At 55.7% G+C, this 13,030-nt stretch carries 10 protein-coding genes, 1 tRNA gene and 1 pseudogene; all 12 read left to right on the top strand.

The annotated features are described in order from the left end of the window. Window positions 1-2: 2 nt before the first annotated feature. The 12 genes and pseudogenes from ABJF76_RS10960 to ABJF76_RS10905 all read left to right on the top strand — a co-directional run bounded on the left by ABJF76_RS10960 (window position 3) and on the right by ABJF76_RS10905 (window position 12,671). Window positions 3-1,109, top strand: coding sequence for an NUDIX domain-containing protein (locus tag ABJF76_RS10960; protein ID WP_413819297.1), 1,107 nt, complete (start codon window positions 3-5; stop codon window positions 1,107-1,109). A gap of 266 nt (window positions 1,110-1,375) precedes the next feature. Next, entirely contained in the window at window positions 1,376-2,410 is a 1,035-nt protein-coding gene (locus ABJF76_RS10955) for a cysteine synthase A (protein ID WP_413819296.1), read from the top strand. Continuing rightward, a complete protein-coding gene (locus tag ABJF76_RS10950) occupies window positions 2,410-4,815 on the top strand; it encodes a DUF3772 domain-containing protein (RefSeq protein ID WP_413819295.1) in 2,406 nt (801 codons plus the stop codon). The genes ABJF76_RS10955 and ABJF76_RS10950 overlap by 1 nt, the downstream gene beginning before the upstream one ends. Beyond that, window positions 4,812-5,531 (top strand): alanyl-tRNA editing protein, encoded by a 720-nt coding sequence (locus ABJF76_RS10945; protein ID WP_413819294.1) that lies wholly within the window; start codon window positions 4,812-4,814, stop codon window positions 5,529-5,531. The genes ABJF76_RS10950 and ABJF76_RS10945 overlap by 4 nt, the downstream gene beginning before the upstream one ends. 72 nt (window positions 5,532-5,603) lie before the next feature. Further along, window positions 5,604-5,693, top strand: a tRNA-Ser gene (locus ABJF76_RS10940). A 149-nt stretch (window positions 5,694-5,842) separates the two neighbouring features. After that, complete coding sequence (locus tag ABJF76_RS10935; RefSeq protein ID WP_413819293.1) at window positions 5,843-6,121, top strand: Arm DNA-binding domain-containing protein; 279 nt, start codon at window positions 5,843-5,845, stop codon at window positions 6,119-6,121. 528 nt (window positions 6,122-6,649) lie between these two features. Continuing rightward, complete coding sequence (locus ABJF76_RS10930) at window positions 6,650-7,948, top strand: hypothetical protein (RefSeq protein WP_413819292.1); 1,299 nt, start codon at window positions 6,650-6,652, stop codon at window positions 7,946-7,948. After that, window positions 7,945-8,670 (top strand): hypothetical protein, encoded by a 726-nt coding sequence (locus ABJF76_RS10925; RefSeq protein WP_413819291.1) that lies wholly within the window; start codon window positions 7,945-7,947, stop codon window positions 8,668-8,670. The genes ABJF76_RS10930 and ABJF76_RS10925 overlap by 4 nt, the downstream gene beginning before the upstream one ends. A gap of 12 nt (window positions 8,671-8,682) precedes the next feature. Beyond that, window positions 8,683-9,555, top strand: a complete 873-nt coding sequence (locus ABJF76_RS10920) for a hypothetical protein (protein WP_413819290.1) — start codon at window positions 8,683-8,685, stop codon at window positions 9,553-9,555. Window positions 9,556-9,599: 44 nt separating this feature from the next. Next, window positions 9,600-9,974 carry a PAAR domain-containing protein gene (locus ABJF76_RS10915; protein ID WP_413819289.1) on the top strand — a complete coding sequence of 125 codons (375 nt, stop codon included), beginning with the start codon at window positions 9,600-9,602 and terminating at the stop codon, window positions 9,972-9,974. A 597-nt stretch (window positions 9,975-10,571) separates the two neighbouring features. Continuing rightward, window positions 10,572-10,955 (top strand): annotated as a pseudogene (locus tag ABJF76_RS10910) (OB-fold nucleic acid binding domain-containing protein); the annotation flags it as partial. Between the two features lie 360 nt (window positions 10,956-11,315). Then, window positions 11,316-12,671 (top strand): MATE family efflux transporter, encoded by a 1,356-nt coding sequence (locus ABJF76_RS10905; RefSeq protein ID WP_413819288.1) that lies wholly within the window; start codon window positions 11,316-11,318, stop codon window positions 12,669-12,671. The last annotated feature ends 359 nt before the right edge of the window (window positions 12,672-13,030 follow it).

Here is a 13,030-nt window from a genome sequence, read left to right as displayed (position 1 = left end):
ATATGAAAAATTTGTTTTTTTATGGCACGTTGCGCCATAGGGCCCTGTTAGAAACGGTGATTGGCCGTGCGGGCGATGGATTGGATGTTGCGCATGCGGTGCTGCCCGGCCATGCGGTCTTGGCGGCCCGAGACGGACCATTTCCTGTGCTAATCCGCGATCCTGCCTCGCGGGCGGAAGGCATTGTCGTACGCGGTCTGACGGATCAAGATATCGCGCGCTTCGACTTTTACGAAGCCGGGTTTGATTATGATTTGCAACGTCTGACCTTAGAAAGTGGTGAGGTCGCTGAGGTCTATGTCCCGGCCCCTGACGCTTGGGCAACGGACGGCCCATGGGACTTAGACGCATGGGCGCGCGATTGGGCCGGGATGAGCGTGGCCGCCGCCCACGAAGTCATGGACGGCTTTGGCACGCTGACACCCCAAGAGATTTCCGACCGCTTTGCGCGCATACGCACACGAGCTTGGTCGAACGTGCTGGCGCAAAACAGCCGCCACGGGGCAGGGGTGCTGCGCGGCAAGGTTGAGATCATCGATCGAAAACGTGCCCACACCAACTTTTTCGGGCTCGATGAAATTACGCTGCGCCACGAAACTTTTGATGGCGCGATGTCCGACCCCGTCCAGCGCGCTGTGTTTATTTCATCAGATGCGACCATCGTCTTGCCTTATGATCCTGTTCGCGACCGAGTGTTGTTGGTCGAACAAATCCGCCTTGGCCCTATTGGTCGCGGTGATCCGGTGGTGTGGCAGATGGAACCTGTGGCCGGCTTGATCGATCCCGGCGAAACGCCAGAGGCCGCAGCCCACAGAGAGGCGCAAGAAGAGGCCGCATTGACCTTTTCGTCGCTCGAAGCCGTCGGGGAATGCTATGCCTCGCCCGGAGCGGCCACTGATTTCTTTCACCTTTTTGTGGGTCTGTGCGATTTGCCAGACACCGCCCATCGTATCGGCGGCGAAGCTGACGAAGGTGAAAACATCCGCAGTCATATCCTGTCGTTCGATGAATTGCTAACGTTGGCCGAGGACCGCCGCACCGCCAATGCGCCGCTGACTTTGCTGACCTATTGGCTGGCGCATCATCGCGCACGCTTGCGCGTCTCATAGGAAAAATTCGCACGCTTGCGTGTACCGCAGGAAAACTTGCGCGCCTGCGCGTCATGTAAAAGCGTCTGCACGTTTACGCGCCTTTAAAACAATCTGGACGGCTGCGCGTCTCAAAAAGTTACCGCGTGGGTCTACACGTCCCACAAATCACCGCGTAACCGGCAATGTGGTGCCAAAGGTTGATCGCCCAACCGTGCATGAAAGGTTGAGGTCGCGCAGCGGCATCGCTACAGCTTGACGCAACACTATCCATAAGGACGACCCCTATGCGCTTTTCCCCTGATCTGGCCGCTGCTGTTGGAAATACGCCCCTCATCAAGCTGCGCCAAGCCAGCGAAGAGACAGGGTGCACCATTCTTGGCAAAGCTGAGTTCATGAATCCCGGCCAGTCGGTCAAGGATCGCGCCGCACTGTCGATGATCAATCATGCAGTGGCCTCGGGTGAATTGCGCCCCGGAGGCACGATTGTCGAAGGCACGGCTGGGAACACCGGCATCGGTTTGGCGCTGGTTGGCGCGTCTATGGGGTTCAAAACGGTGATCGTGATCCCAGAAACCCAAAGCCAAGAAAAGAAAGACATGTTGCGCCTTGCCGGGGCGGATTTGATCCAAGTTCCGGCAGCGCCCTACCGCAATAAAAACAACTTCATTCACTATTCTGAACGTTTGGCTAAGGAACTGGCGAAAACGGAACCCAATGGCGTAATCTGGGCCAACCAATTTGACAATGTCGCCAACCGGCAGGCCCATATCGACACAACAGGCCCCGAAATCTGGGAACAGACCGGCGGTAAAGTTGACGGCTTTGTCTGTGCGTGCGGATCGGGTGGTACACTTGCGGGTGTGGCGGACGTCTTGCAGCCCAAGGGTGTCAAAATTGGTTTGGCTGATCCGGACGGCGCTGGTCTGTTCAGCTATTACACCACTGGTGAAATCGCGATGGAAGGTGGGTCAATTGCCGAAGGCATCGGTCAGGTGCGCATCACGAAAAACCTCGAAGGGTTCAAACCCGATTTCAGCTATAATGTGTCGGACGCAGAGGCGCTGCCCATTGTCTTTGACCTTTTACAGAACGAAGGATTGTGCATGGGCGCATCCACTGGCGTCAACGTGGCCGGTGCGATCCGTCTGGCCAAGGATTTGGGGCCGGGCCACACTATCGTGACGATCCTGTGTGATTTTGGCACGCGCTATCAATCCAAACTGTTTAACCCCGATTTTCTCAAGGAAAAGGGATTGCCGGTGCCCGATTGGTTGGATCGCGGGCCCGCCAGCATTCCCGGTGTGTTTGAGGACGTCTAATGACGCGCACAGCGTTTGGGTGGGTTCTGACGGTATGTCTTGTTGCGTTCTGGTCCGTTATGGCCGCTGCACAGACAACGACGCCGGACTATTTGGCATGGGAAAAAGTAGCGCAACGCGCCGAGGCAGCTGTCGAGGTCTCGCAGGCCTCTGACAATGCGTTTGACGCGTTGCGGGCAGAAGTCGCGGATTGGCGTCAGCAATTTCAAACGCAACTGTCCGCCAATGACAGCCGGCTTGATACTTTGCGCGAACAGATTGCTTCGCTAGGTCCCTTGCCGGAGGAAGGTACGACAGAAGCCCCTGAATTGGCCGCGCGTCGCGCTGAGTTAGACAGCCAACTTGAGCGCATGATCACCCCACGCCGCACTGCCGAAGAAGCGTTCAGCCGCGCCAATGGTGTCATCGCCGAGATCGACGGGATACTGCGTGATCGTCAGGCGCAAGAATTGCTTAATCGAGGGCCACTGCCGATTAACCCGGCCAATTGGCCAACGGCTTATCACCATATTGGCGACACCGTCAGCGAAACGATTGGCGGCGCACAAAGCGCCATCGAAAACCCGATACGTCTGGCGGCGGCGCAAAACAATCTGCCCGTCATAATTTTGCTGTTCGTAGTTGGGATCGTCCTTTTGGTGCGTTCTCGCAAATGGTCGGAATTGCTTGCGGATCGGGTCCAGTTGGGCGCCAGCGACGCGACGGGCGGCATTGCGGGATTCCTTGTGTCTTTGGGGCAAATCTTGCTTCCCATGCTGGGCCTTTGGGCCTTGATCCGCGCGATCGGCGCAACCGAAATGTTCGGCCCTCGCGGTCAATTGCTTTTGGACGCCTTGGAACCCGTGGGGCTGGTTTTGCTGTTCTCGCTATGGCTTGCCGGTCGCTTTTTCCCGAAAGGCAACATCGTTCGCAGCCCACTGCCGCTGCCCAGCGAACGTCGGACTGAGGGACGCATTTACACCTGTTTCCTTGGAATGGTGTGGGGATTGGCCCTGCTGCTTGAGCGCTTTTCGGAATATGAAAGCTATGCACCGGCAGCAAGCGCAGTTCTGCATTTCATACTGATCTGTGTCGCCTCGTTGCTGATCATTCGTCTTGGATGGTTGGTGCGCCGGGCCGTGCGCGGTGCAGAGGAAGACAAAGCCGTCGAACGCGCCTTTGCCCGCCGTTTTGTGCAGGTTACGGGGCAGGGTGCCATCGCGATTGGTCTGGTCGCCCCGTTGCTGGCCGCCTTGGGTTATAATACCGCAGCACGCACGTTGATTTACCCTGCGATGGCCACCTTTGCGCTGTTTGCGTTGATTTCGCTGCTGCAAAACCTTTTACGCGACATCTATGCCGCGATCCGCCCCGGAGAGGACGCGCGCGACAGTCTAATTCCAACGCTTCTGAGCTTTGGGATCGCCATCCTGTCGCTGCCGCTTTTGGCGTTGATCTGGGGCGCGCGGGTCACAGATTTGACCGAAGTGTTGGGCATGGTGCAATCAGGCCTGACGATCGGGGATACGACAATTTCGCCCGGCAGTTTCTTTACGCTGATCATCGTCTTTATGCTGGGATATTTGCTAACGCGCGCGATCCAGAATGCGCTGAAAGTCTCGGTTTTGCCCAAGACACGGATCGAACCCGGTGGCCAAGTCGCGATGGTGTCTGGCCTTGGCTACATCGGGATCTTTTTGTCGGCTTTGTTTGCGATTACGACCGCCGGCATTGATCTGTCCAGCCTTGCGATTGTGGCGGGCGCGTTGTCGGTCGGTATCGGTTTTGGTCTGCAAACCATCGTGTCGAACTTTGTGTCTGGGATCATCCTTTTGATTGAACGCCCCATTGCCGAAGGCGATTGGATCGAAGTGGGCGGGCAGATGGGCTATGTGCGCTCGATCTCGGTGCGGTCGACCCGGATCGAAACGTTCGATCGCACTGACGTCATCGTGCCCAACGCTGATCTCATTTCAGGCACTGTGACCAACTACACCCGCGGTAACACTGTGGGGCGCCTTATTCTTCCTGTGGGCGTGGCCTATGGCACCGACACGCGCCGCGTTGATCGCATTCTGCGCGAACTGGCCGAGGCACACCCGATGACCTTGATGAACCCACCGCCAACGATCCTATTTGCCGGCTTTGGCGCGGACAGTCTTGACTTCGAAATTCGCGTGATTTTGCGTGATGTGAACTGGATGAACGCCGTCAAAAACGATCTGAACCACCAAATCGCCGAACGCTTTATCGCAGAGGGCATCGAAATACCTTTTGCACAGCGCGACGTTTGGCTGCGCAATCCCGAAGCTTTACAGCAACGTCCAAGTGCCAAGCCATCACCGATGCCTCAGCAAACCCCTCAAACGGGCGTGCAAGATATCGATCCAAGCGTTGCACCAGACGCCGAAGGGGACGGACGATGACCGAAATGCTATTCCGCAAGGATGCGTACCAACGTGACGCCCAAGCACGCGTCACCGCCCATACCCAAGAGGGCGGTATCGTGCTGGACCAGTGCCTGTTCTATCCCACAGGCGGCGGGCAACCCGGCGACAACGGCACCCTGTCATGGAACGATCAAACGCTTACCATCGCCACATCCATCAAGGGCGAAAAAGACGCAATCGTGCTGATCCCAGCTGAACCGCGCGCATTGCCGCCAGTGGGCACTGTCGTGGAACAGTCTTTGGATTGGGACCGTCGCTTTGGACATATGCGGGTGCACACAGCGTTGCACTTGCTGTCCATCGCCGTTCCTTTTGGCGTGACGGGCGGTTCTATCGGTGCCACCCGCGGGCGGCTTGATTTTGACATGGAAGAAGCGCCACAAGACCGTGACGCGATCGAGGCCGCGCTGAATGACTTTGTGTCCGCCGACATGCGGATCAGCGAAGAATGGATCACCAGCGCTGAACTTGATGCCAATCCGGGGATGGTCAAGACACTGTCGGTACAACCACCACGCGGGGCAGGGCGCATCCGTTTGGTTCGGATCGGTGATGGGATGGATACCGTCGACTTGCAGCCTTGTGGCGGCACGCATGTGGCGCGTACGGGCGAAATCGGGGCTTTACGACTGGGCAAAATCGAAAAAAAAGGGCGCATGAATCGCCGTATCTACCTCCATCTGGATACTTAGGATGAAGGGGGCGAAATTTCTTTCATCTAACCGCTTGCGTTTTAGTGACAGAATTGGGTAAGCAGCGCGAACGGACAGGTGGCCGAGTGGTCGAAGGCGCACGCCTGGAAAGTGTGTAGGCGGGAGACCGTCTCCAGGGTTCGAATCCCTGTCTGTCCGCCATTTAAGCTTTTCACATACATTCAAATAATATCTAGCCCGACCACGGGGCCCTTGTTTTTATGGGGTTTCCTGTGGTGGTGCCCTCTCGTTGACTATCAAACGCGATCATACTGTCTCATGTATAACGTGGGGTAAAATGGTGGGTAGATGTGGCGCTGCATAAATTGACTGATGCGAAGGCCCGCAATTTCAAAGGCACAGGCAAAATCGGTGATGGTGGTGGCCTATGGCTCGTCTCTCAAGAAAGCGGTGCAAAGCAGTGGTTCGCTAGAATTTCAATCCAAGGCAAGCGCCGTGAGATCGGTTTAGGCGGTTATCCGGTTGTTACGCTTGAAATGGCGCGACGGTTTGCCCTCGAGGCTCGCAGAGTGGCAAAAGAAGGCTGTGAAGCGCTCTTTTGCTGCGGTAGCGTAAACGGCGGCTTTTAGACAATTCATCGGACAAAAACGTCGCCTGTCAAAAACGAGCGATTAGGGCGAGCACGGTGCGGTGCAACTACTGGATTGAACCTGATCATGCCAATGTGCCGCCAGAAACCGTCACTACCTCAGGATTCCCCCTTATAAGCAGCTGCCCCTTCCAGCGCACGTTCTGCACCATTTGACACGTGGGTGCGTTTGAGTGCGCGTGGCCGGGCCTACTGGGCGCATTTGAGAACGCAATATACGCCTCCGGCTAACGCAATTCCAGATTGATATCTGCCAGTCGCCGACCAGACGCTAAAGAACAGTTGCGCAAAGTTGCTGAGCCCTGCGAAATTTTCTATTGAAGAATCTGTTTTGTGTGGCATTTCTATCTTTGGGTGAACTTAGACACCCGCCTGTCGAATGCCGCACCTAGCAAGTAATTGCGATGATGTGGCCTGGGTTGAAGCTGCTCTGCGATAGTTTCAAAGGACTTGAAACACGCCGCATCTGTTTGACAGTAGTGAGTTTCTGTTGGTGGGGTGATAAAGAATGATCGCTTGGGTTGCAGAGCTGGATGTTGCAGAGGCAATCCCGTCTGATGACGCAAGTGTGCGCCGTTATGCGTGCTGGGCTGCTGTCTGGGCAAAGGACAAGACAGCCGCAATTCACCACATCACTTTGTTTCTTTTGGTAACGCCCTATGATCTGGTGACTCTAAAAACCTGTGGTCCGGCGACGGAGTATCTGGCCAATGCCCTCGACACCGACATCGACACCGACATCGCAGCGCTTGCGGCCAGCGTCAGTGCAAATCGCTTGGTCGAATTTGGCGATTTGACCGAGTTGAGACAGGGTGCGGCAGCGACGCAGAAGCCCCCGCAATCACTGCAAGACGCCATTCTGGCCCTTGATTATCAAAGCAGTCCGGTGTTTGCGGTGCTGGATGGAGCGCAGTTTGATGACTTGCCGGCCGCGCTGCTGGATGGAGGATTTTCCGCCCGTTCACTGTATCTGAATGCGCCGGAGTCGGGCGGTCAGCCGTCTTTGACGGCGCCACAACTTGTGGTTCTCAATCAGGCAGAACGCGGCTTTACAGGGCGCAGTTATCCCGAAACGGTCAAGGCGCTCTTTGCGCTCATCGGGGATGCGTCGCGCGCCGTCTTTTGGCAATGCAGTGCCGGTCTGGATGCTCTTTTCTTTCACTTGCGCAAGACCAACAAGGTCCTGATCCCTAAATCATATCTCGGTGGGCATACTGCCGATCTGGAAACCGAAGAAAACGCATCGCAAGCCTTTGTCGCGCTTCGCCATGCAGATGCTAACGCGATGGCACAGATAGTGCCCGCAATGAACGTCGATGAAGCGTCCCGCCTGTTTGGCCCTTGCAACGGGGTGTTGTTCGCACCGGATCCCGACTGGGCCGGGGGCAGGCCGTGGATCCACATCGCGCGCCCATACACCTGGCCTGCCCCCCGGCCTGGCCCGTTGAAACTGTGCGCTGCCACAATGGACAAGATTGAGGCGCGCCGCATTGATCGTTTGGTGAACAAAACAGTCACGTATCTGCGCAAGGTCCTTCCGGCCAATTTTCAACACATGTCACTCCATCAACTGGGCCAAAGCGCACGCGCCGCGCGCCAAAGCGGCAAGTCCCTAGGGCTGAAAGGGCTGGCTGCGCATAACAGGTGGGCCTATCTGTGTGTCATCACTGAAGGAAAAATCGCCAAGAGTCCGGACGTTAAAGCCTTTGTCAAACATGGCAATGGCACCCCCGATGAACAGGTCAAACTGGCCATGAACGAGACGCTGAAAACCCTTAAAGCCGCCGCTAAGGAACTACGGGCATGAGTGGCGCGGCGACAGCAGGTGGCGCCGTAGGGGGGGTGGCCGGAGGGGCCATCGGAGGCGTCATCGGATCGTTTATCCCTCCGCCGGGACTGGGCACCTTTCTTGGCCGGGCCATCGGGTCGCGGGTTGGGCGCGCTTTGGGCCGGGCCGCGGCCACGATGGTGGATGACTATGTCAATTCGATGGAGCAGGCCGAGGAGCAGGCCGAAGAGGACGAAGCCGCCAAGGAGGAAGAGGAGGTCTGCCACATTTGCCAGCAACGCTGTGAAAGTGCGGCAGGTGACGTTAAGGACGCCCTCTATAACAACAAGCGCAATCCCAATAACCCCAATCAGGGCAATCACGGCTATCTCAACCGGATGATCGAGCAGATGTGCGGCGCACAAGGTCCGGGCACGCCCGGCTGGAACACCCACATCAACGAATTGCGTGGCGCGAAAAGACGCCTAGGTGAGGCGTTCGAGCCGTTTGAGGGCGAAGACGGCATAGACCCGGACTGCGATCCATCAGAATTTTTCTCTCGCGAAGAACGTGACGCGATCAACAATATTTTGCGTGGTTCCGAAAACAGTCCATGGCAACCCCGAAACATACCGCACCTCGGGCGCGATCATCCGCGCTGCCAAACCCTTCCGAATGCGGTTTCAGGTGGACGCATACGCGACTACTTGAATATCATTCGCCCACAACAGCCCCCGATGTCCGGACCGGCACTGTCATGATCGGAGACTGTCTTGCCCAAGTTTGAGCTATCGCACAATCAACTGCTATGCATTGGTCCGTCTTGGTACTGGATGGTGTCCGATCGTGTGGCGGAATTTGATGATTTTTTGCTCCGACCCATCCGGAATATCGAATTGGTGCGTGCAGAAACGCGGCGCTGGATCGATCGCAGTTCAAAGATCGATCCCGGCGGATCTGACAAGCAGGTCAGCGACTTAGCGCGCGAGATTCTCGGAAATCTTGCCGATGGCGGGGAAGACGTCATGCGATTTTATGAATGGGGGCGCGCACTTGACAACGAGATGCTTGTCACTGTGTCCCATTATCAGGAACACAACGATGGCAGTGTCCATCCTGTAACGAACGACACGGCAGGCCATTTGGCGACACAAACTTTCTGGATCGAGACGCTGGGATATTGGCGTCCGGACGTTTTGGCGTTTGAAAACCGTGACGGGCCGGATATGCGCGACACGCTTTATGCGTCCTATGAGGCGGAGGTGTTGGAGCCCTGGCGGATTTTCAAACAACGTATCAAAGACGAAAACAAAGCTTGGATGAAGATGTCTCGCCGCCGCACGGAATGGGACAATTACCTGTGGGACAAATGGTTTGACGAATTCCGTTATGATCCAGCAGGCGTCGCGCGGGATGGCTATCTTGCGATGAAAACCCGCGAATGGTGGCGCGAAATCTCGCCCACCGTTTCGCGCAATCAAATGGCGCAACTGCTCAAATGGCACGAACAGGCCGCGCACGCGCGCGACCAAGACGGGTTCTTGAAACCTGATCAGATCGGGCCACTGAACAAAGCGCTGATGATCGACGACATCCCGCCCTTTTATATCGCAGCCGCCCGTCCCAAGGATTGGGCCAACGACTGAAGGCTGACTGTACGGACAAAAAAACAAAGCGAAGGAGCCACCACGTGTCAAGATTTCCCGGAGCCCGCATCACCGACATGCACGCCTGTCCGGTCCATGGCGGTGGCCCCATCGTGACCGGGTTTCCCACAGTGCTTGTGGGCAAGTTACCCGCGTCGCGGATTGGCGACATATCGATGTGCCTTGGCGTGATACCAGATCCGCTTGTTCAAGGCTCTCCAACCGTATTGATCGGGAAATCACCGGCCAGCCGAATGACGGACAGCTGCGCGCATGGCGGCAAAATCGTGTCTGGGTGCTCAACTGTATTGATCGGCATCTATGGTGGTGGCGCGCCGAAATTGGCAGCCGGACCAACGGCTGCAGATGCTTGCATGAGAGCGGCGGCGAAATCGGGCGCGCCTTTCATCGTTGGTTGAGCTGTGAGCGCAAGATCGGTCTTGGGCGTATGATGTGTCGCCTATGTCATTGTGAGTGCACTACTTTGCCACGGCCGCATTCCTTCGTTATGGCCGGGGTTTAGCCCTGATTTTCAAGCTGTTCTGCAGGACCGCCTAAAGTGGGGGTTTCAACTAGGTTTGAGGGGTTCGTATAACGCTTGCGCGCATCACCCGTAACCCCGCCAGACGCCATGACCGCACCGTGTGCGCCGTGAGGCACAGCGCATCGCCAGCCTCTTGATCAGTAAACAAGCGGTCCTTTTTGATTTTGCGAGTTGAACCACGCTTTATTGCCGATATTCGTCATCCCTCAAAGCTAGTTGAAAGTGTGCCCGGAAACGGACTTTGGTGCATGGCGTAGCATTTTCGCTTCGGCATTGGCTGCTCAGTGGACAAGGATGAAACCGCTCTCGCGGTAATAGTGCTTTTGGCTGGTGATGCACGCTGAACAATGCGCCGCGGTTTTGTGGGTGGGCGCGCCTGTTTAAGATTGGAACGTTTTCAACCTGATGACAGGAGATTCAGATGACGGACCATTACGTTCCGCACCTGCGACAGCGGTATATCGAAGAAATGCGGATCACCGTGTGTGGTCTGGTGATTACACGCCAACGCCCCGGTACGGCCTCTGGTGTGGTCTTCCTAACGCTTGAGGATGAAACAGGTATCAGTAACGTTGTGGTCTGGGCTAAGGTTTATGAACGGTTCCGTGCTGTGGTGATGGGAGGACGGTTGTTGCAGGTGACAGGATATCTGCAACGAGAAGGCATCGTCGTTCATTTGGTCGCACAGGAAATTGTAGATATATCCTACAAGCTCTCCGAACTTGGTCACCCGATGGATCATTCCATCGGCGAGATATTGCCCCAAGCCGACGATGTGCCTCGGACCAAGCAATCCCGTGCGTCTCACCCAAGGGATCAGGCGAAGAAGTTGTTTCCAAGCAGAGATTTTCATTAGCAAAATAGCAGGTGGCTTGAGAAAAACTAATAGCAGTTTTGTCCGCGTTGCTGCCGTCCAGCATGCCGAAATGCTGCGCTCATGGGTCAATGTCCGCTATGCGGGCTGCGGATGCGGCATGGCCAAGGGTTACCGCCATCGAATGCAGCACAGCATTCACTAGATGTTGGCTATGGGTGGCGACAAGAACGGCCCCAAAAAGACATCCGCCGAGTGTTTAGTCATTGTAACGCAGTTTTCTTCAGAACAGCCGTTGCCCGCAACAAAACAGCTTGTCATTGTCTCGAGACAACGATCCCCACGTGACCTATCGGCTACAACCCGCTAACGGTCGTTCATATCTTAACGAAGGCCATTTTCATGCAGGATCAAGACCTGACCGAAGGTCCGATTTCCGGCCATTTTCGAACGCTGGCCGTTCCAGCTGCGATGGGGATGCTTTTTTCAACGCTTTACAACGTGGTCGATGTCTACTTTGCGGGCCAGTTGTCAACCGAAGCACAGGCAGGTCTTGTCATCGGCTTCCAAGCCTTTTTCATCATGATGGCCGTGGGCTTTGGCACGGGATCGGCGATGAGTGCACTTGTCGGCAATGCTCGAGGCAAGAAAGACGACGCCGCGGTACGGCGGATCACCATGCAGGGCTTGTCCTTTGCAATTGCGGTGACATTGATCCTCATCGTGTTCGGCGCATTTGCGGGACCAAACCTAATTTCACTGGTTTCTGAACCCGGCGGATATCGGGATGCCGCCAATGGGTATTTCTATTGGTTGCTTATGGCTCTGCCGGGGTTTCTGATCGCCTATACCGCCAATGGGGTATTGCAGGCACATGGTGACAGCGTCACGTTGCAAAGGGCCATGATGGCAGCGTTCTTTGCCAATATCGGCCTCAATCCCTTGTTTATCTATGGCATTCCCGGGCTGATTCCGGGGCTTGGCCTTGATGGTATCGCATTGGCGACCGTTGTATCGCAGACCGGTGTCATGTTGTTTGTGTTGCGCGCTGTACTCAAACTGCGCGTGATCAAAGGTGCCCGGTTGCATGAGCTTGCGCCCAATGCCGGTTCCTACCGTGAAATCTTTGCCCAGATGATCCCAACTGCATCTGCTTTTATAGTCATGTTCATCTCGGGTTTCGTTGTGCAATATGCGCTAAAGGGATTTGGCGAACATGCGCTCGCGGCTTACGGTGTTGCTTTGCGGATCGAACAAATTTTATTGTTGCCAGTCCTTGGCATGACGGGTGCGCTTTTACCCATCGCCGCGCAAAATTTCGGCGCAGGCAATCATGATCGCGTTCGCGAAGCGCTTTGGTTTTGTTGGAAGCTGGGGCTTGTCATGACCATTGGGGCAGCGCCGATCCTTTGGTTTGGTGGCGGTCGTGCCATGTCACTGTTCACCGATGATCAAGCCGTCATAGATGTCGGGGTCAGTTATCTGCGTGTCGATAGTTTTTTGTTCATTGTCTATATGATGCTGTTTTCGATAAATTCGTTCCTACAAGCGCTCAAACGCCCGGTCTGGACCCTGTGGATCTCAATTTACCGTCAAGGTGTTGGAGTGGCTTTGTTCGTGTGGCTTTTGATTGCTGTGTTTGACATGGGGGTATGGGGTGTCTGGCTAGGCATAGGTATCGCGGTCAGTACCGGCTGGATCATAGCGTTGATCATCGCAAACCATGTGGCCAAACAAGAGATCGGCGGACTTAAGTGAAAGCGGGCCTTGTGTTGTAGCTGTCGTATGAGATTCCCTAGCCGGGTCTTCCTAGCACAATATCAAGACACTATGGGGGTGTCGGATCTTACGATGAAGCAGAAAGCAACAATTCGACCCAAAGCCGCCGTCCGTGGTTGCCATCGTCGCTGCGGTGCAGCTTCCCCGAAGCGGACTTTGATAGTCGGCTCAGCATTCCGCTGATGTCGATGACGGCTATGCAGACTAAGCTGCCGTTTTCTGCGGCTGCGCCAATGGCAGCATTAGTTAAGCGTTTGATCTCTCACCAAACAAATACCGCAAACAGGGTAGCCCGACATTCAAGTTGTGGTTCTTTTAAGATAGGCACCGACAAACAA

The sequence above is a fragment of the Tateyamaria sp. genome (genome assembly GCF_039940735.1).
GTDB lineage: Bacteria > Pseudomonadota > Alphaproteobacteria > Rhodobacterales > Rhodobacteraceae > Tateyamaria.
This window is presented reverse-complemented; position numbering and strand designations above follow the sequence as displayed.